A 20,713-nucleotide genomic window follows, 5' to 3' on the forward strand; every position below is an offset into this window, starting at 1 on the left:
TTTGGCCCATAAAGGGCCTCCCTAAGGGCCATAAGTGACCCCGCGTTGCTTTCTAGCGCAGGACGATGTCCACCGGGTTGGCTTCGGATCGCCATGCGCCGGGTTCGCCCGGCCCTGCGATAACGGGAGCCGTGAGGACGCCCGAGCGGTTGGTCCGCTTGTCCCGCAGGATCTCCGTGACGGAGCCGAGGTGCCGTGACAGGTCAATGACGTTTTCGGGCGCGGCCAGCAACAGCTGGAAGCCGAATTCGTGGAGTGCCTTGATGCCCGCACCCGCGAACTCCTCCGAGGCCAGCACGAACGCTTCGTCCATCATCACGGTGCCGTAGGTGGTGAAGCCCTGCTCGGCGATGCCCAACTGGTAGCTCAATGCAGCAGCCATGATGAAGGCCGTGAACCGTTGGCGCTCACCGCCTGACATGGAGCCGGTGTCGGCGTGCATGAAGACTTCGGTTTTCTTCTTGCCGGTTTTGGATGCGCCGGCCTTCCCTTGCTTTGCCACCTCGCGGTGTTCCTTGCACTGGATGAAGACGTGTCCACGGACGTCCAGCACTTCGGCACGCCAACGTCGATCCTCCGGCGTTTGCGATCCGAGCCGCTTCACCAGCGTTTCCAGTGATCTATACCGGGCGGTGAGCTCGGCGTCGTCGTCCGTTTCGGCGGAACCAGCGGCCGAAGCGCCGCGCGAGGGCCGTGTGTGTTTGGTTTTCAAAGCGTTCTGGATGGCGTCCTTGAAGACCTTGGCCGTTGCCGGCAGCGTCTGCTTGATGTCCAGTTCCAGGAAGCTTCCCTCGTGGAAATTGACCTCGGACAAGATGCCGTTGAGGGGGAGGATGCGGCTGGTGATGCTGCGCCGTTCCTCATCGAGAAGGTGCAGGAGCGTACTGAACGACTCGTGCGTACGTTGGTTGAAGAACAGCCTGAACTCGGCCTCCTGTGCGGGCAGGCCATCGCTCATGATCGCGTGGTAGCGGGCTTCGAAGTCGCCTGCGGCACCGATTGAGGTGCCGTGGTCGGCGCTGATGGCGCTCCCCCAGTCGCGGACGAACGCTTCGAACATGCGCGTCAGGCGTTCGGCAGTCGCCTGGCTCCGGGATTCGGCCGCGTGCAACTCGTCCAGGAGTTTGTTCCGGACGCTGTTGGCCAGGTTGTCCAGCTCATACAGTTCGGAGACGTCCGCGACGCCGTCGAAGTACGGTTCCAGCGCGGTGACGGTAGAGGCCGACGGCGGTGACTGCTCAAGCTTGAGCCTCGCCGCATCCAACAGCCCGTCAGCCGTGGTCATCTTGTGGTCGAGCGCTTTGTATTCGCTCTGCAGCACAGCCGCCACCCCTGTGGAGGACTGGTGCTTTTCCCGGACGGCTTCGATGCTGGCACGCAACGGCTCGAGGTCCGCCTGGGCGGCCAAAGCATCCACCAGCCGTTGCTCTATCCGTGCCAGCTCGTCCGCGGCAACGGCAGCCGAAACCTGTTCCCACGGCCGCTCGTCTTCAGCCACGCGCCGCAGGGCTTCCAGTTGGCGGGCCATGCCTTGGTGCGAATCCTCACGGCTTTGGGCCAGTTCGGCAGCCTTGGCCAGCTCATTCTCCAGCTCGCCCACGCGGGCAGCGACGAGTTCAAGCTTGGAAGCGTTATCGAAGCCGAGGACGTAATCCTGCCGGCTGGTGAACCGGTCGTCCTTCTCAACGGTGTGCCGGTTCCGCTTCACAACGCCGCCCAGGCTCAGGCCCTTGTCCATCGAGGCAAGCTCGTCCGGGTCCTCGACACACGGATACGCAAAGTCCAAGGCGATCCGCTCACGGATCCATTCCCCGGCGTCGGCGTTTGCGCCCGAGGTGAGGATGCTCAACTTCGTCAAGAGGTCGCCGTCGGACACGTCCTCCACAGCCAGCGCCCCACCGGCAAGCGGCTTGGAGACGTCCACCGCGCGCAGCGCGCCCCGAACAGTGTTGTCGTTCAGGTATCGCGTGACGGCAGCAAAGTGCTCCCCCGGAACCAGCAAGGTGGTGGCCAGGTTGCGCAGGGCCCGCTCCGCCGCGGGCCGCCACTGGTCCTGCCCCTCCGCGAGGTCGATCAGCTCGCCGCCAAACGGCATCCGTTCTTCCGGTACGCCCGTCGCGGCAGCGATGGCGGCCCGGTTTTCAATGCTCGACGGCGGCAGCAGGGACTTGCGCGACCGCAGCGACAACAGTTCCTGCTGGGCCGCAGCCAGCTCACGCTTCTTGGTCGCGTGGCCATCGAACGCCTCAAAACGGAGTTCTTTCAAGGCCTCCGAATCGTCTTTCAGCTCGATCGAACGGGCGGCGGCCTGCTCGTGCGCCTGGTCCCAGCCCTCGGCTGACCATTCCAGGTTCAGCCCGGCGTCGGCCAGCGCCTTCCTGGCCGAGTCCTCAACCTGCTGGCGCAGCTTCAGGCCAACCTTGGCGTTCTCCAACGACTGCTCAATGGCCGAAATGGCGTTGCCACCGCGGTTGTTGTAGTCCAGCTCAAGGTCCCGCAACTCCTTGGCCAGGGCATCGCGGACCACACGCTCGGCGGCGAGTTCCTGCGCCTTGGACTGTGCCAACTCCTTGAAACGGGCCAACGTCTTGGCGTGCACCGTGACAGCGAGCTGCTGCTTGTAAGCTTCAAACTCTTCGCCGGCCAACTCACGGAGGCGGTTGGCGTCCAACAAGGCCTGGGCGTATTCCTTGTTCAGGCCCGGCACCGGAGCCAATTGGTCGCGCTGCAGCCGGACATCCTCCAGCCGCTGCCGGATCGACATCAGGTTGCTGAATTCCTCAACGACGTCGTCCGCCGCAGCCAGCGTGGCCGGGGCATCCAGCACCTGGTCCCGGAAGAACGTGTTGACGCTGCCGCCCAAGCCCTTGCCGGCCTGGATAACGCGCAGCAGCGGAAGCGCCTGGTCCGAGTTGATACCCAGGAGCCGCCGGAACCGCTCGGCGAACGCCTTGTGGACGTCGAACACCTGACCGTCCGGGAAGATCGACTCCAAGGCACTCCTGGTAAACCGCTTCTGCGCGATCCCCTCGATCGCTTCGAGGTCCAGGGGCTTGCTGTCGATCACATAGAAACGCCCAACGCTCGACTCCGTGCCGTTTTTCGGCAGGTCGAACAGCGCTGCCACCGTCACTTTGGTGCCGGCTGCGTTATCAAACGTCAGCGCGACGGCGGACCAGGTGGCACCGGGGCGCTGGAAGGCACTGGCCGAACTATCCCCGACCGCCTTGTCACCGACCTTGCCGCGCATGTAGGTGAACGTGGTCCTCTTGTCCTCCACAGCCCCGCCGGACCGCTGGGCAGCAGCCTCGTTCGACCGCGGGCGGGCATCGAAAACGCGGAGCATGGCATCAAAGAGTGTGGACTTGCCGACACCGGAATTGCCGGTCAGCAGCGTGCCCTTGCGGTCCACGTGCATGGTGTGGGCGCCATGGAAGGTGCCCCAGTTGACCACCTGGACGAGGGCCAAACGCATCTGGCCCGGATTCGTGAGCTCGCCGAGCGGGAGCATGCTTGCGATGGTCACTTGGCTGCCTCCTCTGCTGCTGGGTCACTGTCCGCGGCGGTACCGGCGTCGTCGTCCCCGTCTTCGGAAGTGGGGCTGGAGTCAGCTTCCATATCCAGCAAAGGCTCCGTGCCGGATTCGTCCGCTGCTACTGCCACGAGGGCTTCTATGTGGGCCGGGATGTCGCCGATGTTTTCGAACGGGAGGGCCAATGGGAGGGCATTGCTGATGGTGTACGTGTCATCCAGCGGGGTGGGGAGGAGAAGTTGCCGGGCGAGGAGTTTGGTGATGGTGCGGGTGACCACGTCGGAGTCGCGCAGGGCGTCCTGTTGGCCGGCCGGGGTGTAGTTCGCTACGAGGTCGGAGATCTCTTCGCGGGTGATCGTGGGGTCGGTCTGGGCTGTGACGTGGCGGTCAAGGAGGAGGCGCAGCCGCAGCAGCACGATGGTTTCGACGCGGCTCAAAGCACGCTGCTGGCGGAGGATGCTGGAGCGGGAGCTCGCCCCGATGATTTCCGGATCAACGGGTCGCAGGACAGCGATCTTGCGGTCGTGGTCCAACTGGAGGGTCAGGAAGAGTTCCGAGAGGCGGCTTCGGAGAATCAGCTGGTTGTCCAGGAGGGTCGTCCACAGCTTCTCGTCGCGGGCACCATCAACGTAGGGACCTTTAAGGAGCTTCACCAGGGCATGGCGGACTTTCATCGGGAGCACGCCGGTGTCGCCGGGGAAGAGCGCGGCACCGTCCACGAAAGTGTCCCGCGGCGTGATCCGGAACGGGTCCGGCTGCTGGGCGGTCTCATCGGGCACCGCAACGGTGTCCTGCTCCGCTTCGGTGTCCCGCTCCGTTTCGGTGACGTCCTCCGCAGCGGTGACGTCCTCCGCAACGGTGACGTCACCCGCTTCGGTGATGTCCGTCGTCGTGATGTCCTCAGTCATTGGAATCCTCATTCAGCGTGACGACAGGCAGGTACGCGGTGCGGATGCTGCCGTCGATTTGTTCGAAGTCGATGTGTTCCCAGGCGGCGCGGTCGAAAGCCGCGCCGGTCTGCAATGCCATGGACAGGAGGGTCCGGACGCTGTTGATGTGCCGTTCTTCCGCGGGCAGGTTTTCCCAGGCCTCACCCAACGTGGCCGAGCCCGCCATGGCCGCCCGCACAACATCGGGGCGCGCTTTGCCGGTGCGGGCCGAACGGACCCTGTCCGAGTCGCTGAACGCTATGGGGTCGGCCAGGCGCGGGGGCGTGGCGAACTCGTCCGGGTCGAACAGCTTGACCATGGCCAAGGACTCGAAACCGGCGTTGAAGAGCACAGGTCCAGGCACCAGGCCGGGCCGGTCGCGTTCGTATGGCAGGGAACGGATGGCCTGTTCGGCTTCGGCCAGCACTTTGCGGAGACTAACCGACTGCCGGACGTCGTCGCTCTGGATATAGGTGTTGAGGCTTTCCGAGAGCTTTCCGTAAATCCGCTGGATCTGGCTGTGCTGGTACCGCAGTTCCGCGACGAGGTTTTTCAGCGTTTCGCGGTCCTCGTGGGAGAGATCGTCCGCAAACTGCCTGCTCAGCACCTCGCCGATGGCCGAGCGGAAACGCAGCTGCTGTTGCGGATCCTCAAGGAAGGCGGTGAAGGAACGGAAAGTACGTCCTTCGGGGCTTTGCCGAAGCCGTTTGTCGGCCTCCAGAACCTGGGCCATGGTTGCGCCCTTGCTCAACGACTCTTCGATGATCTGGTTGCGGAGCTCCCCCACCAGTTCCTCGATACGGTCACGCATTTTCTTGTAGTCCGCGGGCAGGCTTGCGGCGAGGTCAAGGATGTTACCGGCAGCTTCAACGGCTTCCTCGTCGTCAAGGAGGCCGTCGAATTCACCGGAACTGATGTCCTCCACCAGCTGCTGGCGCTCGTGGATTTCCTCTTCCAGGGCCTCCAGGCGCGCGCTCTGGTCCGGGTTTGTTTCGTTGGCCAGCTTCTCCACATCGCCGAGCAGCGTGCCGAGCCTCGAACCGTTCAGAGTGGAACGTTCGCTGGAGAGGCTGTCGAGGAAAGCGAGCACACGCGCTGCGGGCTCGGTGACCTCGTACACGATCCGGCCCGACTGGTTGCGTCGCGTCAGGAACTGCTTGCGCGTCCATTCGTCACCGAACAACTTGCCGTTCTGCTGGCCGCCAAGCGCGGGATCCTGGCGCCGGAGCTGCTCTAGGAAAGCGTCGACGTCGGCGTGGAACTCTTCGAGCGGAAGCTGCGGCCTGGTGCGGGTAAAGGAGGCCTGGAGGACGGCGATGACCCACGGCGCCGAGCGCGTCAGGGCCCACGCGGGACCCTTGGTCAGCTGTTCGAGGTCGCGGAGCCTCGCGCCGATTGCGTCGGCGGAGGACATGGCTGAACGGGACAACTACTCTCCTTCAGCTGCTGCGAAACCTGGCTGGCAGCGGAAACTGCCCCGTACAAGGTTAACGCAGAGCGTCGCGGAGGCGTCGAGCGGGCCGGAAGTACCGCCGTCGGGGGCTTCCGCGCTGGCCGGCCGCAATCATTCCGTGACTTACGCTCCGGTACGGTTTCGATCGCATATCAACGCCGCAATGACGCGCGTCAGCACTGGCCGGAAAGCACCCCCGCCCCTAATGTCAGATCATCGACGCCGCCACGCCGCGTCGACTCACGCAATGTCGCTCCGGGGGGAACCATGGATTTCGATTTCACTGCGCTGGAAACAGGCACATACGTAGTTATTGGAACGCTGTTCTTCGCTGTAATCTTGGCCGCATTCATTGCGGCCGCAGCAATGGCAACGATCGTCCTGATCGGAGCCATGGGGACGGCCTGGTACATCGTCAAAGCCGTCCTTGGTGGCCTTGTCCACGGCATTAATTTTGCCTGGGACAGCCTGGTCCACCATGCCGGACAGGTGGAAATTCCGGCGGAGTTCCAGCCCCAGGTTTCCTCTGGCACGGGTAGCTACCCGCGGGTAGCATTGAGGGACAGCTGAAGGGTTCCCACCCACGGCGGACCCTGGCTCCATCCGGCACAACCGGCTAGAGGAGTTTTCCCATGACGTCCGCTACAGACAGCAGTCTCACCGCCGCAAGCGTCAATGCCACAGCAGAGGAAGCCCGCGCCGTCGCCGAGGCTGCCCGCGAAACTGAATGGAACCGGCCAAGCTTCGCCAAAGGCCTGTATCTGGGCAGCTTCGACCTCAGCCTGATCCACCCCTGGCCACAAGCCAAAGCGGACGACGTGGAACGGGGCGAGGAGTTCATGGCCCGGCTGCTGGCGTTTGCCAAAACAATGTCCGGCCGGCAGATCGAACGCGACGCCAGGATTCCGGACGAGTATCTGGCCGGGCTTGCTGAGCTTGGCGTGTTCGGCATGAAGATCCCACGCGAATACGGCGGACTGGGCCTTTCCCTGGTGTACTACGGCCGGGCCCTCGCCCTCCTGGGTTCAGTCCATCCGAGCCTGGGTGCGCTGATTTCCGCCCACCAATCAATCGGCGTCCCCGAGCCCGTCAAGGAGTTCGGCACGCCGGAGCAGAAGAAGGAATACCTGCCGCGCTGCGCCGCCGGCGCCATCACGGCGTTCCTCCTGACAGAACCCGACGTCGGCAGCGACCCCGCGCGCATGGGCGCCACTGCCGTACTTTCCGACGACGGCGGTTCTTACCTTCTGGACGGCGTGAAACTTTGGACCACCAACGGCGTGATCGCTGAACTCGTTGTAGTCATGGCCAGGGTCCCGGCCCACACCGATCCTGATGGAACCGAACACAAGGGCGGCATTTCCGCTTTTGTGGTGGAGATGGACTCGCCCGGCATCACGGTGGAGAACCGGAATGCCTTCATGGGCCTGCGTGGCATCGAGAATGGCGTGACGCGCTTCCACCAGGTGCGGGTGCCTGCCGCCAACCGGCTCGGGCGGGAGGGGCAGGGGCTGAAGATCGCCCTCACGACCCTGAACACCGGGCGGCTTTCCATCCCCGGCCTCTGCGTCGCTGCCGGAAAGTGGAGCCTGAAGATTTCCCGGGAGTGGTCCAACGCCCGGACGCAGTGGGGCCGCCCAGTGGGCAAGCACGAGGCCGTGGGCAAGAAGATCGCCTTCATCGCAGCCACCACTTTTGCGCTGGAGGCCGTGTTTGAGCTCTCCGCCGAGATGGCCGACGCCGGCCAAAAAGACGTCCGCATCGAGGCCGCGCTGGCCAAACTGTGGTCCACCGAACTGAGCTGCAGGATCGCCGATGAACTGGTGCAGATCCGTGGCGGCCGCGGCTTCGAAACCGCCGATTCCCTCGAAGCCCGTGGGGAACGGGCAGTCCCGGCCGAGCAACTCCTTCGGGATCTTCGCATCAACAGGATCTTCGAGGGTTCCAGCGAAATCATGAAACTCCTGATCGCGCGCGAGGCAGTGGACGCACACCTCGCCGCCGCCGGCGACCTCGCCTCGGCGGACGCGAGCCTGCAAGACAAGGCGAAGGCCGCCGTCGGGGCCTCCGGCTTCTACGCCCGCTGGTTGCCCAAACTGGTTGCGGGCGCCGGGATGGACCCTCGGTCGTACGCCGAATTCGGGCGGCTCGCCAAGCAGTTGCGCTTTGTTGAACGCTCCTCGCGCCGCCTCGCCCGGCAGACCTTCTACGGGATGGGACGCTGGCAGGCCAAGCTTGAGCACAAGCAGGCGTTCCTGGGCAGGATCGTGGACATCGGGGCCGAGCTGTTCGCCATGGCCGCGTGCTGTTCACGCGCCGAGTCGCTGTTGCGGACCCGCCCGGAACAAGGCGCGGCTGCCTTCGAGCTGGCTGAAGCCTTCTGCGAACAGGCCCGTGTTCGGGTGGATGAGTACTTCGACCAGCTTTGGCGCAACACCGACGACGGCGACCACGACCTCTCGCGGAAAGTCCTCGACGGCGACTATGCCTGGCTGGAGGCCGGAATCCTGGACCAGTCCGAAGGAACGGGCCCCTGGATCGGCGACGCCTCCCCCGGCCCCTCGACCAAGGAAACCCTCCACCGCAAATACCGGTGAGCTATTGGAGCACGTCCCCGTCCACGTAGTACCAACGCTTGCCTTCCCGCACGAAACGGGAGAGTTCACGCTGGACGCCGCGTTCGCCGTCGGACCTGTAGTGCGCCGCGAACTCAACGGTGCCCGCCGAGTCGAGCGGGCCGCCGTTGCTCGTGGCAAGGATGTCCAACCTGCGCCACTGCAGGTCCGGGTCCAGGTCCATGGAGGCGGGCCGTGTGGTGGAATGCCACGTCCGCAACAGATACCCGGGCTCAAGGACCACGAAGGCCGAATACCGGGACCGCATGAGTTGCTCTGCGGTGGGCGCCTCGGCCTCCCCGCGATGGAACCGGCCGCAGCATTCGTCGTACTGCTCGCCGGAAAGGCAGGGGCAGGCACCGTTGCGGAGCCGGGTGTGGTCAGGGGTCACGACGCGCCAATCTGGGCTGTAAATGAGAGCTGGGCAACATATTTTCGCATGCGAGATAACAGGTTCGAAACAACCCTGCCAGAGTGGGCTGCGGCGCGTGATTCCGTCGGTGCGGGACCTTACGCTAGATAAGCAAGCTGGGTGGGCAATGCGCGCATCACAAAACGACAGCCAGGGGAGGCTACGTGGAGGATCCGACAACACTCGCCATCAACCTGACGTATTTGGGGACGCTGGGCCTGGCTCTGCTGATGTTCCTCGGCCTCGGGTTGATTGTCATCATCACTCTGGTGGTTGCCGGAGTGGGACGGCTGGTGTCTGTCATCCTCCTGGCGTTGATTGGCGTCTTCCCCAAGAAGGACACCACTCCCATCGTGCATCTTCCCGCTCGGCCCGGATACGTGCCGGAACGGGTAGTCGGCGCGGACGCTGTTGACAGCGCAGCTGAGGAATCGGCCCCTGTTGCGGCGCCGGTTGCCGCGGCGGTTGCCGCGCCATCTCCTGCTACGGCGCCCGCTGCGCCCAAGCGGGACTTGCTCGGAGTGACCCGACGCCGGATCTCAGGTGCGTCGGCCGCCGTCAAGGACGGCGCGTGGAAATCAAAGGTGGACCCGCGGAAACTGCCCAAACCGGCCGAGGTCAAGTCCGCCGTCGAGCACCAAACTGCGCACCACCCGATCGTCGTGGCCGCTGCCAAGGAACCGCCGGTCCTGTCGAAGGACTGGGCGGATGCGGTTGCTGAAGCCGACCGACGCGAGGCCGAACGGGCCAAGGCCCAGCAGCCACCGCCCATCAAAGTGACGGTCCGCGACCTCGACGAGCCCACGCCGTCGTCAAAAAGCCCGGCACCGGCCAACCCGCCAAAGAAGCAGGGCCCTGTGACGTCCCCAAAGGGGAAATCCCAAGGCCCCACCAAAAAGGGATCCCTCAGCGGCGCTGCCCGAAACTCCTAGCTCGGCGTGCCGGGCTAAGCGGCCAACTGACGGAACGCTGCGCCATGGTAGATCAGCGGCTTGGACTCGAGGTTGACGGTGGTTGCCTTGACCTCAAGAACCACGATCGCGTGATCCCCGGCGGGCGTTTCTGAAACTATTTCGCATTCGAAACCCAACACGGCCCCATCGATCAGCACCGCGCCCGAGTCGCTGACACTCGTATCCAGCCCGGCGAAGCGGTCCCTCGTTTTCGACGAGAGCTGGAGGCAGGCAGCTTCCTGCCCCTCAGCCAGGACCGAGACGCCAAGCCGCTGAGCCTGGCGCAGTTTGGGCCACGTTGTGGACGAGTTCTGCACTGCGAACATGACCAGCGGCGGCTCCAGTGAAACGCCCACGGTGAAGGACGACGCCACCAGCGCTTCCGGCGTGAAATCCACCATCGCGCTGAAGGCGGCAACTCCGGAGGGGAACTGCGCAAAAGCCGCCTTGATGGCCGCCGTTTCTTCCACTGTGGTCTGTGTCATCCCGCTGTCCCTTTCGTGCGTTTCCTAAGTTCCTTTCCCATAATTCACCCGCTTGGAAGAACGGCAATATTTGTTGATCCGCAAGACATTTGTGTTGCCGTGTGTCAAGAAATGTCGCGAAGTAAGGCCTCTTCCATTACCCCGCAAGACGAAAAACGAAGAACTTCTACCATTTGCGTTTATGCCTCCGGCGGCCGTGTGTAGCCTCGATTGAACATCCCGTCCACGCCGCTGACCCAGGCGTCGACCCAGCACTATCCATCCACAGGAAGCCGACATGAGCCTCAACGAGCTACGAACGCTTGGACGCACTGGCGCCCTGATCAGCCCGCTCACCCTGGGCACCCTGAACTTCGGCACCGGCGCCGCGCCCACAGGTCCCGCAGAGAGCATCCGGATCATCAAGGCCGCGCTCGACGCCGGTATCACCAGCATCGACACTGCAGACATCTACTCTCAAGGAGAATCCGAAACCGTGGTGGGCCAGGCGATCCACAGCCGGCGCGACGACGTCTTCCTCGCCACCAAGTTCCACGGGCAAATGGGATCCAACCCCGCGCACGCCGGCAACTCCCGCCGCTGGATTGTCCGGGCTGTGGAGGACAGCTTGCGGCGTCTGAACACGGACAGGATCGACCTCTACCAGGCACACCGCCCGGACTACAACACCGACCTCCTGGAAACCATCACTGCCCTCAACGACCTCATCCGCCAGGGCAAGATCCTCTACTACGGCACGTCCGTGTTCAGCCCGGCCCAACTCGTTGAGGCCCAGTGGATCGCCAACACCAACCACTTGACCCCGCCGGTCGTGGACCAGGTGCCCTATTCGCTTCTGGTGCGTGCCAACGAACGCGACGTCTTCCCCATCACCCAGCAGTACGGCGTCGGGGTCTTGAGCTACGGACCGCTCGACGGCGGGTGGCTGGCAGGCGGTTACCGGGTCGGGGCCGGGCAGCCCGAGAGTTCGCGTTTTTCCGCACTTCCCGGCCGCTTCGATGTGAATGCGCCGTTCAACCAAGGCAAACTGCACGCCGCGGACACCCTGGCCCAGCTCGCGGCACGCCACGGATTGACGCTCATCCAGTTGGCAGTCGCCTTTGCCCTGAACCACCCGGCAGTGACCAGCGTGATCATCGGCCCCCGCACCGAGGAGCACCTGACCGATTACCTGAAAGCCGCGGACGTGGTGCTGAGCGAGTCCGTTCTGGATGAAATCGACGACATCGTGGCGCCCGCAGTCAACTTCCTCGAACGCGACGCCGGCACCGTTGCCCCGCACCTTGAGTACCCGGAATTACGACGCCGGTAGCTACCTTCCGTTGTGGGGCCTGCTCTGCGTTCTTTGCACCTGTTTTAGCGCGCAGAGCGGGCCTCGCAACGAGGTATTGACGCAGGTTCGCCCCGGCGTGATCCTTGACCTAGGTGCTGCGGCACTCCGCAGCGTTTAGCTTCCAGTAGAACGCCGCCGTCCCATGTCCAACGATCACCTCAAACAACGGGCCACGAAAGCCGTCGTCACCGGGCAGCCCACCGATGGACCCCTGACCCACGAAGAGTTGCAGCTTTCCGGGCGGAACCATTCGATGCCGCTGGAGGCCCTGTACGACGACATCACTCCGGCCGGCCTGCACTACCTGCTGATCCACTTCGACATCCCGCATCTGTCACCTGAGACGTGGCGGTTGCGACTGGGCGGGGCTGTCGACCACACGCTTGAACTCAGCCTTGAGGACATCAAAGCGCGGCCGGCTGTCACCATGCCCGTCACTCTCGAATGCGCGGGAAACGGCCGCTCGCTTCTGGAGCCCCGCCCCTTGAGCCAGCCCTGGGTGCTTGGCGCGGTGGGCACAGCCGAGTGGACCGGAACTCCATTGGCGGCCCTGCTGGAGGAGGCAGGGTTGTCGAGTGACGCCGTCGAACTTGTTTTTACCGGTGCCGACAACGGTGTCCAAGGCGGCGTCGAAGAGCCTTATGCCCGCAGTCTTTCCGTCGCCGAGGCCATGCACCCCGAAGTGATGCTGGTCTACGCCATGAACGGCCAGCCTTTGCCGCTGCAGCATGGATTCCCGTTGAGGCTCCTGGTCCCTGGCTGGTACGGGATGGCGAGTGTGAAGTGGTTGACGTCGATCGAAGCAGTGACGTCGCGGTTCATGGGATGGCAGCAGTCCGTGGCCTATCACTATCTGCAGGGTCCGGATGGGCCCGGCATTCCTGTTACCCATATCCGCGTGCGCTCCCTGATGGTGCCGCCGGGGATCCCGGAATTCTTCACCCGGCGACGGATCGTGGACGCCGGCCCGGTGATGCTGCATGGGCGGGCGTGGTCCGGACACGGTGAAGTGGAGCGGGTGGAAGTGGGGATCGACGGCGAATGGATGCCTGCGCACTTGGATCCGGCGGTGGGGGACTTCGCGTGGCGGTCGTGGTCCATGGTGTGGGTGGCCAGTCCGGGCGAGCATGTACTGCGGTGCCGGGCCATGGATACCTCAGGCGCACTGCAGCCTACCGAGCAGGTGTGGAACTACCAGGGTATCGGGAACAACATGGCGCAGCGGGTTGAGGTGACGGTGCGGTAGTTGCTTTCGGTTCCCTGGCGCCTCCTGAGAACGCCGAGACGGTGCGAGTTCGCCGGAGCGGTGCGAGTTCGCCGGAGCGTTCCAGCGAACTCGCACCTTTCCCGCGTTCCGGACTTCTTCCAGCGTTCTCGTCGTGCACGTGACGCCCGGTTAGACTCGTTCAGATCATGAGTATTCCGTCGTCATCCCCAGCAAACGTCCGCGTTGATGCCTGGTTGTGGGCGATCCGAGCCTACAAAACCCGCTCCGCCGCCACAGCCGCCTGCCGTGCCGGGCACATCCGGATCAACGGGAACCCGGCCAAGGCATCGCAAAGCGTGATCATCGGCGACACCATCCGGGTCCGGGAATCCGGCTGGGAACGGATCCTCGAAGTGCGACGACTCATCGCCAAACGCGTAGGAGCCGAGGCCGCGTCGCACTGTTTCACCGACCACACTCCGCCGAGGCCCGTGGCTCCCAAGCTTGGACTCCCCCAGCGCGACCGCGGAGCCGGCCGGCCCACCAAGAAGGACCGCCGGGACATGGAGAAGCTGCGGGGCTGACCTTGCGGTGTACCACGCAAATTTTGCTGGATCATCAGGCTGGGCGCCGGCCAGAAACCCCGGAATCCCAAGCCTTTTACGATATCGACGTCCCGATCATTCAGCAGAATATTCCTCGGCACTTATCCACAGCACCATTTTTCTGACGTGAATCCCCCCGCGCACGCTGCTTAGACTGGCCGCCACACCGTCGAACAGCTGTTGGGGAGCTTGTCATGTCACGCCTTTCGTCTGCCATGTTGTCGTCCATCCTGGCGGCGGTGCTTCTGAGCGGTTGCCAGGACGGGTCGCCAGGTACGGGCTCTTCGGAAACACACACGACGACGGCGTCGCCCACCTCAAGCGCTTCGTCACCCGCTGCTTCGGCTACTCCGTCTTCTTCCGGGGCCTACAAACCCGCGGATGCGAAGGGGAAAGCCCAGAACGTACCGGTGCCTGTGATGCCCGAGCTGGCGAAGGAGAACTCCAAGGCGGGACTGGAAGCGTTTATTAGGTACTGGTTTCAGGAACTTAGCTACGCATACGAGACCGGTAATTCCACGAAGTCCTTGGAGCTGTCGTCCAGTGCCTGTGCGCTCTGCCAGCACCTGGCAGAGTCCATCGAAGCCAATTACGCGGAGGAGCGCTGGCTTACCGGGGGAACAATTCGAACCCCTGTCATAGAAGTCGCGTGGGATCCCGTCGTATCGACCCAGCAAGGCAAGTTGCAAGTGATTCAGCAAGAGATTCGCTACTTCGAAGAGACCGGATCCGAAAGTCGGGAATTCACTGCAGCTACGAATGACGCCGCCGCTTTCTTTGCTGAATACCGCCAGGGAGCTTGGCTCATCACTGACGTGGGCATTATCCGATGACGACCCGTTGGGCCAGGTACACGGCTTGGGCAGCCTACATATTTCTGATGCCCCTGAACTGGCCGGCTTCGACGATCTTGACTGGGCTGGGGACAGTGAACATCTCGAATACGGCTGCTCCTCCTGACGCCGGCTTTCAAGAAGGTTCAGCATTCGTGGGCGCTGTCTGGGAGTTTCATCCCGAAACTGGTAAATCCACACCCATGCCTGGCGCGTCCCCGGCCGCCGAGGACCCCAACCAGTACATGGCCGATACCCACTGCCGTGCCGACGGACCCGACACCAAAGACCCCGGCTGCGACGCCCTCGACTGCCCCGCCACCACACCCGGCGGCCCAGAAGGCACCCCCGTCATCTGGAAAGAAGCCCCCAAAGCCATCACCAACCCCGGCTGGACCAACTGGATCCCCATCACCGGACCCACCTGCCTCTATGACGCAGAGCCGCAAAACGTCCTGGCCGACATCGCCGCCCGCATCCTCAACGACTTCCGCCAACTCCCCATCAACCCAGGAAACCTACAAGCCCAACCCTTCCCCCACACCCTCAAAGGCGGACCCACCAACTTCTACACCACCGCCACCGAACAAACCTTCGACGTCACCATCCTCGGCCAAGCCATCCACCTCACCGCCACCCCCGCCAACCACACCTACACCTTCGGAGACGGCACCACCCTGGGCCCCACCCCCGCCGCCGGCTACCCCATCCCCGAAGCCGAATGGCTCACCACCGAAACCCGCACCAGCCACAGCTACACCCAAACCGGCAACTACCCCGCCACCATCACCACCAGCTTCACCGGCACCTACTCCGTCAACAACGGCCCACCACTACCCATCAACGGAACCCTGGACCTGACCACACCAGCCACAACCATCCAGGTCTGGAAAACACAAAGAGCACTCGTCGCCGACACCTGCCAACAAAACCCCAACTCCTGGGGCTGCCCCACCACCGAACCAACGCACTAAGGCCTCGGAACAGTAGCTTCCTGACCCGTTTTGAACCCGAAACAGCTCGAAACCGCGGGAAAAGCGCACTCAACGGCCTCAAACAAGGTCACAAAGCCACACCAAACGGGTGCCGACGTCGAAGTTTTGGGAAAGACCCGTGCCGCCACCACCCACTTTGAACGCCAAACCCCGGGCGACACACCCCACAGACGGCGTGTCAGACCCAACACAGATCCAAAGCAGGTCGGGGCGGCACACGCAAAGGCGAGAACCAGGTGATAAAGCAAGAAAAGCACCAGTTCCGAAGAACCGATGCTTCCCGCCGGCTGGATCCTAGGAGAACCAGGTACCCGGAGGGCCCATGAACAGAAGGAAGCTGAACACTGCACCCACAGCCACCAGGGTCACCACAACCGCGAGGATCGGATTGCGAAGGACCCACGCCTGGGCTTTCTCAAAGCCACCCTGAGGCTTCTCGCCCCCAGCGGCCAAACGCCACCCACCGGCCAGGAGACCCCGGCGATCCAGCGACTTCTCCATCGGGATGGTGGCATAGGGAATCACAGCGGAGCCGATGGCGAGCAGGCCAGTCCGCGTTGTCCACTTCTGGTTGATCCAGGTGAAGGCGGCCGTCGCTGCGTAGCAAAGGAACACGAAGCCGTGGATGCCTCCGGCGATACTCACGCCGAGGTCAGTGGTCTTCGTGACGTATTTAAGGAACAGCCCGATCAGCAGCAGCGTCCATGTCACGGCCTCGGCAAGAGCGACGGTACGGAACAGGGCACGGGGCTGCATGGAAGTCCTCTGGTTGAGATCTGGAGTCACGTCCAATTTACCGTGGCGGCCGGGCTCCGTCAGAATCACCCCTGCCCAGGGAGCGCCAGCCTGTTCCGGATGCGCGAGTCACCGAATTCAATGGCCACCGGAGCGATCTCCACGGGCGGCTCGTGTCGCGACCGCGCCCTTCCCACGGCAATGTGCGGCAACCAGCGCGGAGACCTGTAGCCCAAAGCGGGTGAGCCCAGGATGAAGTCATCGATGTTGTCGAGGCCAAGATCATCAAGAAGCACGTGCAAGCCCTGCACCAGAAGCGCTTGGTAGTCGTGAACTTCCTGGGGAACGTCCACCTCAAGCCCCATCAGCCGACCGCCACCCAGCGGGACCACTTTGTCCGACTTACCCAGAAACCCCTGCAGCACCGGCAGTTCCGTCAACCAGCTCGTAATCTCGGGCAGAACCCTCTCCGGCGTCGCCCTTCCTTTGGTCCACGCGGCAATATCATCTGCGAGTTCGTGGAGGATCCCCACGTGCAGCAGCGTCATGTGCAGCCCTTGCGGCTTGCGCAGCGAATCAACGAATCGCTTGAGGCCCTCGTAATCGGCCTGCCCGCCACCGATCCGAAGGACAGGAACCTCTACCGTGATGCGCGGTTGACCCGCGGTGCTTCCAGTGGGGCTGCCGGCCGTCATGGACGCCATTATCCGCCGATCACCCACGCAGCGGGAGGCCGACGGCGAAAGGCACCTGCCGCCGTCGGCCTCCTTGGGCTATTTCCTGGCGCGCGCCTGGACGAGATTGGCGAACGGAAGGCGTCCGTGAGCGGAAATGAACGCGGCGTGATAGTCGGCTTCGGCTGCACTCAGCCCCTCCGGCGGCAGTTCCTTCCAAGCGATGACCAGGTCCAAGGCGTCCCGCAACTGCCAAATGAGGCGCGCATCCCACACGACGGTTGGTCGCCCGCGGCCGTAGTCCATGAATTCCTGGATCTGCTTCCGTAGCCCGCGGTTGCCCTGACTGCCCGCGCTGGCTTTGCCGATGTAGAGCACTGAGGCGTCTGTGAGCCACTCGGACGCGAGTGCTTCGCGCTTCAATGATGGGTCCTTCTTCTTGAAGGTCCCGGCGGTGCTCTTGTTCAGAAAGACCGGTTCAAATCCGGCTGGGCGAAGGACCACGAATATCCCGGGTCCTTGTGGGATCCGCATGGGATCGAGTTCGTCGAGTGGTCGGAATCCGGTGAATCCGTCCTCGGTGAGGGTCTTTTTGGTGAAGAGCATGATCCATTGTGGGGAGCCCACTACCAGTCCCCAAACCGTGAAGCAAGCCTTTCAGCGTTGACAGCCTCTTGTGACCCGTGCCATATTCGAAGCGTGAACCTGTCAGACAGCCGGACAGCCGGACAGCAAGAGCCCATGAGCGGCCAATCAGCGCATATGCCTATTTCGCGCATTTCCGCAGCTGAGGCCGTCTTTGCTGCGCTCCGGCGGGCCATCGAGGGTGGCCAGTTCGATATCGGCACCAAGCTGAGTTCCGAAGCGACGCTGGCTGCCCAGTACGGTGTCAGCCGCTCAGTCATCCGGGAAGCGCTACGGTCGTGCAACACCTTGGGCCTCACTGTCACCAAAACCGGCAAGGGCACATTCATTGTGGCCAACAAGGTTGCTAATGACCTTACCTTGGGTCAGTACAGTGCACGCGATCTCAACGAGGCACGTCCGCACATCGAGATCCCGGCAGCGGGACTCGCGGCGCAAAGAAGGACCGAGGAAGAGCTCGAACACCTCAAGGACATCGTCCAGGAGATGCTCAACGAGACCGACCCCGAATCATGGGTGAACCTGGACGCCACGTTCCACTCAGCCGTGGCCCGGGCCAGCGGAAACCGCGTGTTCGCCAGCGTTGTCTCTGACATCCGCGAGGCCTTGGCCCACCAGTCGGAAACCCTCAACCTCGTTGCTGACAGGCAACACCGCTCGGACGAGGAACACGTCGCAGTGCTGAACGCGATTGAAGCCGGCGATTCCGAAGCCGCAAGCAGGGCGATGGCCGACCACCTCCAGGCCGTCAGCGTTGCGCTGGACACAATCCTCAACAAATGACCCACCCAAAGGACACCATGCCCGTCCCCACAGCACCGGCCCATCAGGCCGCGGCGCAGAACACCAAGGCGCCAAACCACGTCCCGCTTGTCGAAGTGACCCGCGACGGACTGGTGGAGAGCATCCACTACGGCTCGCTGATCGCACTCTCGGCAGAGGACAGCAGCCTCATCGAGGCCGGCCAGCCGGACGCCCCCATGTACCCGCGTTCGAGCCTGAAGCCGCTGCAGGCTGTCGCCCTCCTGAAGGCCGGCCTGGACATCCCCGAAAACCTCTTGGCCCTCACGGCTGCCAGCCACTCCGGCGCAAAGATGCACCGCGACGGCGCCACCGAGATCCTGAGGCTGCACGGCCTCAACGACCAAGCCCTGGCCAACAGCACGGACCTTCCGTACGGCGTCGCCGAACGCGAGGAGTGGCTCCGCGCCGGAAACGGCCCCACCCGGATCGCGCAGAACTGCTCCGGCAAGCACGCGTCCATGACCGCCGTCTGCGTCATCAACGGCTGGCCTGTAGAGGGATACCTGCACCCGGAGCACCCGCTGCAGGTCCTGGTCCGCGACACCATCACCGAACTGACCGGCGAGGAAGCGGCCGCAGTCAGCACTGATGGTTGCGGGACTCCGCTGTTCGCCCACTCGCTGCATGGCATGGCCCGCGCCTATGGCCGCCTGGCCGCCGCAGACCAGGACACTCTCGAAGGCAAAGTTGCGCACGCCATGCGCCGCTTCCCGGAGATGGTGGCCGGCGAAGGCCGCGACGTCACCGCCCTCATGCGTGCGGTCCCCGGCTTGCTCGCCAAGGACGGCTTCGAAGGCCTGCAGTTGGTTGGTCTTCCGGACGGCACCGGCCTGGCGGTGAAGATTTCCGACGGCGGCGATCGCGCCCGCATGCCCGTCACCGTTGAGGTGCTTCGCCGCTTGGGCGTCGACGGCGGCAGCCTGGACACGCTTCAAAGCCCACCTGTGCTGGGCGGCGGCCTTCCGGTCGGCGAGCTCCGTGCAGCCCGAATTTTCAGCAACTAAACCAAGGACAGCTATGACCACCGTCGATCAGGCGATCCCCCTCCGTTCCGAACACGACCTCCTGGGCGATCGCGATGTACCCGCGGACGCCTACTGGGGCGTCCACACCCTCCGCGCCATCGAGAACTTCCCCATCACCGGGCAGCCGCTGTCCACCAACAAGCACCTGGTCCGTGGACTGGCTGCGGTCAAGCAGGCCGCCGCCCGCACTAACCACGAGCTGGGCCTCCTGGACGCTGAGCGTGCGAACGCCATCGACCAGGCCTGCCAGGACATCCTGGACGGGAAGCTGCAGGAGCAGTTCATGGTGGACGTGATCCAGGGCGGCGCAGGAACCAGTTCCAACATGAACGCCAACGAGGTCATCGCCAACCGTGCCTTGGAAATCCTGGGGCACCCCAAGGGTGACTACGCAAAGCTGCACCCGAATGACCACGTGAACCTGAGCCAGTCCACCAACGACGTCTACCCGACGGCCGTGAACCTGGCGACGATCTTCTCGGTCAAGGAACTCCTCCTGGCCCTCGAAGAGCTTGAACAAGCGTTCGCCGAAAAGGGTCTTGAGTTCCGGACCGTAGTGAAGATGGGCCGCACCCAGCTCCAGGACGCTGTGCCCATGACGCTGGGCCAGGAATTCGGCGGTTACGCCGTGACCATCGGCGAGGACCGCGCCCGTCTGGACGAGTCCCACATGCTCATCCATGAGATCAACCTGGGTGCCACGGCCATCGGTACGGGCCTGAATGCCCCGGTTGGCTACGCGGACGCAGCTTGCCGCCACCTGGCCGAAATCACCGGCCTTCCCCTGCTGACCGCCGCGGACCTCATTGAGGCCACCCAGGATGTGGGAGCGTTTGTCCACCTGTCCGGTGTGCTGAAGCGCGTGGCAGTGAAGCTCTCCAAGATTTGCAACGACCTCCGCCTGCTGTCCTCCGGGCCGCGTGCGGGATTGGGCGAGATCAACCTTCCGGCTGTGCAGTCCGGTTCGTCGATCATGCCCGGCAAGATCAATCCGGTGATCCCGGAAGTGGTCAGCCAGGTGGCGTACGAAGTCATCGGCAACGATGTCACCGTCACCATGGCCGCGGAGGCAGGCCAGCTCCAGCTGAATGCCTTCGAACCGATCATTGTGCACAGCCTGCACAAGAGCATCTCCCACCTGGAAGCAGCGTGCCGCACCCTTACGGCACGCTGCGTCCGGGGCATCACCGCAAACACCGAGCGGCTACGGCTTACCGTGGAGCAGTCGATCGGTCTCGTCACGGCATTGAACCCCCACATCGGTTACGCCTCCGCTACCGCTATCGCCCAGGAGGCGCTGGCGACGGGCAAGGGTGTGGCAGAACTCGTGTTGGAGCACGGTCTCCTGACCGCTGCCCAGCTCGAGGAATTGCTCAGCCCGGAACGTCTGGCCAACCTGAGCAAATAGGCCAGATCAGGCCAGAGAAATCCCAGCGGCTGTAGTCAGCCGTCCCGCCCGATGAGGCATACCCCCAACG

Annotated in this window: 19 protein-coding genes; 11 read left to right on the plus strand and 8 right to left on the minus strand. The window is 63.8% G+C overall.

Annotated elements, in window-relative coordinates:
• Positions 1-52 precede the first annotated feature (52 nt).
• From HMI60_RS18255 to HMI60_RS18265, 3 genes are read right to left on the minus strand one after another with little or no spacing between them, the layout of a single operon-like run.
• Positions 53-3,526: an ATP-binding protein gene (locus tag HMI60_RS18255; protein ID WP_193590160.1), complete on the minus strand. Its 3,474-nt coding sequence runs from the start codon at positions 3,524-3,526 to the stop codon at positions 53-55.
• Positions 3,523-4,440, minus strand: coding sequence for a DUF4194 domain-containing protein (locus HMI60_RS18260; protein WP_193590161.1), 918 nt, complete (start codon positions 4,438-4,440; stop codon positions 3,523-3,525). The genes HMI60_RS18255 and HMI60_RS18260 overlap by 4 nt, the downstream gene beginning before the upstream one ends.
• Positions 4,433-5,890 carry a DUF3375 family protein gene (locus HMI60_RS18265; protein ID WP_026267467.1) on the minus strand — a complete coding sequence of 486 codons (1,458 nt, stop codon included), beginning with the start codon at positions 5,888-5,890 and terminating at the stop codon, positions 4,433-4,435. The genes HMI60_RS18260 and HMI60_RS18265 overlap by 8 nt, the downstream gene beginning before the upstream one ends.
• A gap of 291 nt (positions 5,891-6,181) precedes the next feature.
• Here HMI60_RS18265 and HMI60_RS18270 point away from each other — a divergent pair, with 291 nt between their 5' ends.
• Positions 6,182-6,484: a hypothetical protein gene (locus tag HMI60_RS18270; RefSeq protein ID WP_018779938.1), complete on the plus strand. Its 303-nt coding sequence runs from the start codon at positions 6,182-6,184 to the stop codon at positions 6,482-6,484.
• A gap of 62 nt (positions 6,485-6,546) precedes the next feature.
• Complete coding sequence (locus HMI60_RS18275) at positions 6,547-8,511, plus strand: acyl-CoA dehydrogenase family protein (RefSeq protein WP_055975316.1); 1,965 nt, start codon at positions 6,547-6,549, stop codon at positions 8,509-8,511.
• Position 8,512: 1 nt separating this feature from the next.
• On the opposite strand, the gene HMI60_RS18280 is transcribed toward HMI60_RS18275, so the two are convergent.
• Positions 8,513-8,920, minus strand: coding sequence for a YchJ family protein (locus tag HMI60_RS18280; protein ID WP_193590162.1), 408 nt, complete (start codon positions 8,918-8,920; stop codon positions 8,513-8,515).
• Positions 8,921-9,105: 185 nt separating this feature from the next.
• Here HMI60_RS18280 and HMI60_RS18285 point away from each other — a divergent pair, with 185 nt between their 5' ends.
• Complete coding sequence (locus HMI60_RS18285) at positions 9,106-9,873, plus strand: hypothetical protein (protein ID WP_193590163.1); 768 nt, start codon at positions 9,106-9,108, stop codon at positions 9,871-9,873.
• Between the two features lie 14 nt (positions 9,874-9,887).
• Here HMI60_RS18285 and HMI60_RS18290 read toward each other — a convergent pair whose 3' ends face one another.
• A complete protein-coding gene (locus tag HMI60_RS18290; protein ID WP_018779942.1) occupies positions 9,888-10,379 on the minus strand; it encodes a flavin reductase family protein in 492 nt (163 codons plus the stop codon).
• Positions 10,380-10,656: 277 nt separating this feature from the next.
• Here HMI60_RS18290 and HMI60_RS18295 point away from each other — a divergent pair, with 277 nt between their 5' ends.
• The 5 genes from HMI60_RS18295 (at position 10,657) to HMI60_RS18315 (ending at position 15,331) form a co-directional block, all read left to right on the plus strand.
• The gene (locus HMI60_RS18295) at positions 10,657-11,691 is read left to right on the plus strand and encodes an aldo/keto reductase (protein WP_193590164.1); all 1,035 of its coding nucleotides are present in this window, start codon (positions 10,657-10,659) and stop codon (positions 11,689-11,691) included.
• Between the two features lie 163 nt (positions 11,692-11,854).
• On the plus strand, positions 11,855-12,958 hold the full coding sequence (locus HMI60_RS18300) for a sulfite oxidase (RefSeq protein ID WP_193590165.1): 1,104 nt from the start codon (positions 11,855-11,857) through the stop codon (positions 12,956-12,958).
• Positions 12,959-13,125: 167 nt separating this feature from the next.
• Complete coding sequence (locus HMI60_RS18305) at positions 13,126-13,503, plus strand: RNA-binding S4 domain-containing protein (protein ID WP_055975330.1); 378 nt, start codon at positions 13,126-13,128, stop codon at positions 13,501-13,503.
• A 215-nt stretch (positions 13,504-13,718) separates the two neighbouring features.
• The gene (locus tag HMI60_RS21110) at positions 13,719-14,357 is read left to right on the plus strand and encodes a DUF6318 family protein (RefSeq protein WP_227453590.1); all 639 of its coding nucleotides are present in this window, start codon (positions 13,719-13,721) and stop codon (positions 14,355-14,357) included.
• A gap of 203 nt (positions 14,358-14,560) precedes the next feature.
• Complete coding sequence (locus tag HMI60_RS18315; protein WP_227453591.1) at positions 14,561-15,331, plus strand: hypothetical protein; 771 nt, start codon at positions 14,561-14,563, stop codon at positions 15,329-15,331.
• A gap of 315 nt (positions 15,332-15,646) precedes the next feature.
• Here HMI60_RS18315 and HMI60_RS18320 read toward each other — a convergent pair whose 3' ends face one another.
• The 3 genes from HMI60_RS18320 to HMI60_RS18330 form a co-directional block, all read right to left on the minus strand.
• Complete coding sequence (locus HMI60_RS18320) at positions 15,647-16,108, minus strand: DUF3817 domain-containing protein (protein WP_193590166.1); 462 nt, start codon at positions 16,106-16,108, stop codon at positions 15,647-15,649.
• A gap of 65 nt (positions 16,109-16,173) precedes the next feature.
• Positions 16,174-16,791 carry a hypothetical protein gene (locus HMI60_RS18325; RefSeq protein WP_055975336.1) on the minus strand — a complete coding sequence of 206 codons (618 nt, stop codon included), beginning with the start codon at positions 16,789-16,791 and terminating at the stop codon, positions 16,174-16,176.
• A 69-nt stretch (positions 16,792-16,860) separates the two neighbouring features.
• A complete protein-coding gene (locus HMI60_RS18330) occupies positions 16,861-17,367 on the minus strand; it encodes a hypothetical protein (RefSeq protein ID WP_018779950.1) in 507 nt (168 codons plus the stop codon).
• A gap of 93 nt (positions 17,368-17,460) precedes the next feature.
• Here HMI60_RS18330 and HMI60_RS18335 point away from each other — a divergent pair, with 93 nt between their 5' ends.
• The 3 genes from HMI60_RS18335 to aspA are packed head-to-tail and all read left to right on the plus strand — an operon-like array spanning position 17,461 to position 20,643.
• Positions 17,461-18,189 (plus strand): FadR/GntR family transcriptional regulator, encoded by a 729-nt coding sequence (locus HMI60_RS18335; RefSeq protein ID WP_039243226.1) that lies wholly within the window; start codon positions 17,461-17,463, stop codon positions 18,187-18,189.
• Positions 18,186-19,214 (plus strand): asparaginase, encoded by a 1,029-nt coding sequence (locus tag HMI60_RS18340; protein WP_370584051.1) that lies wholly within the window; start codon positions 18,186-18,188, stop codon positions 19,212-19,214. Before HMI60_RS18335 ends, HMI60_RS18340 begins: the two co-directional genes overlap by 4 nt.
• Positions 19,215-19,227: 13 nt before the next feature.
• A complete protein-coding gene (gene aspA / locus HMI60_RS18345) occupies positions 19,228-20,643 on the plus strand; it encodes an aspartate ammonia-lyase (RefSeq protein ID WP_018779953.1) in 1,416 nt (471 codons plus the stop codon).
• Positions 20,644-20,713: the final 70 nt, after the last annotated feature.

It is taken from the genome of Paenarthrobacter sp. YJN-D (genome assembly GCF_015040335.1).
GTDB classification, from domain to species: domain Bacteria; phylum Actinomycetota; class Actinomycetes; order Actinomycetales; family Micrococcaceae; genus Arthrobacter; species Arthrobacter nicotinovorans.

Bases quoted from the DNA above. Each gene is read 5' to 3' on its own strand.
- HMI60_RS18300 (WP_193590165.1), top strand. From the start codon at position 11,855: ATGTCCAACGATCACCTCAAACAACGGGCCACGAAAGCCGTCGTCACC.
- HMI60_RS18260 (WP_193590161.1), bottom strand. From the start codon at position 4,440: ATGACTGAGGACATCACGACGACGGACATCACCGAAGCGGGTGACGTC.
- HMI60_RS18340 (WP_370584051.1), top strand. From the start codon at position 18,186: ATGACCCACCCAAAGGACACCATGCCCGTCCCCACAGCACCGGCCCAT.
- HMI60_RS18270 (WP_018779938.1), top strand. From the start codon at position 6,182: ATGGATTTCGATTTCACTGCGCTGGAAACAGGCACATACGTAGTTATT.
- aspA (WP_018779953.1), top strand. From the start codon at position 19,228: ATGACCACCGTCGATCAGGCGATCCCCCTCCGTTCCGAACACGACCTC.
- HMI60_RS18325 (WP_055975336.1), bottom strand. From the start codon at position 16,791: ATGGCGTCCATGACGGCCGGCAGCCCCACTGGAAGCACCGCGGGTCAA.
- HMI60_RS18330 (WP_018779950.1), bottom strand. From the start codon at position 17,367: ATGCTCTTCACCAAAAAGACCCTCACCGAGGACGGATTCACCGGATTC.
- HMI60_RS18320 (WP_193590166.1), bottom strand. From the start codon at position 16,108: ATGCAGCCCCGTGCCCTGTTCCGTACCGTCGCTCTTGCCGAGGCCGTG.
- HMI60_RS18305 (WP_055975330.1), top strand. From the start codon at position 13,126: ATGAGTATTCCGTCGTCATCCCCAGCAAACGTCCGCGTTGATGCCTGG.
- HMI60_RS18290 (WP_018779942.1), bottom strand. From the start codon at position 10,379: ATGACACAGACCACAGTGGAAGAAACGGCGGCCATCAAGGCGGCTTTT.
- HMI60_RS18315 (WP_227453591.1), top strand. From the start codon at position 14,561: ATGCCTGGCGCGTCCCCGGCCGCCGAGGACCCCAACCAGTACATGGCC.
- HMI60_RS18295 (WP_193590164.1), top strand. From the start codon at position 10,657: ATGAGCCTCAACGAGCTACGAACGCTTGGACGCACTGGCGCCCTGATC.
- HMI60_RS18275 (WP_055975316.1), top strand. From the start codon at position 6,547: ATGACGTCCGCTACAGACAGCAGTCTCACCGCCGCAAGCGTCAATGCC.
- HMI60_RS21110 (WP_227453590.1), top strand. From the start codon at position 13,719: ATGTCACGCCTTTCGTCTGCCATGTTGTCGTCCATCCTGGCGGCGGTG.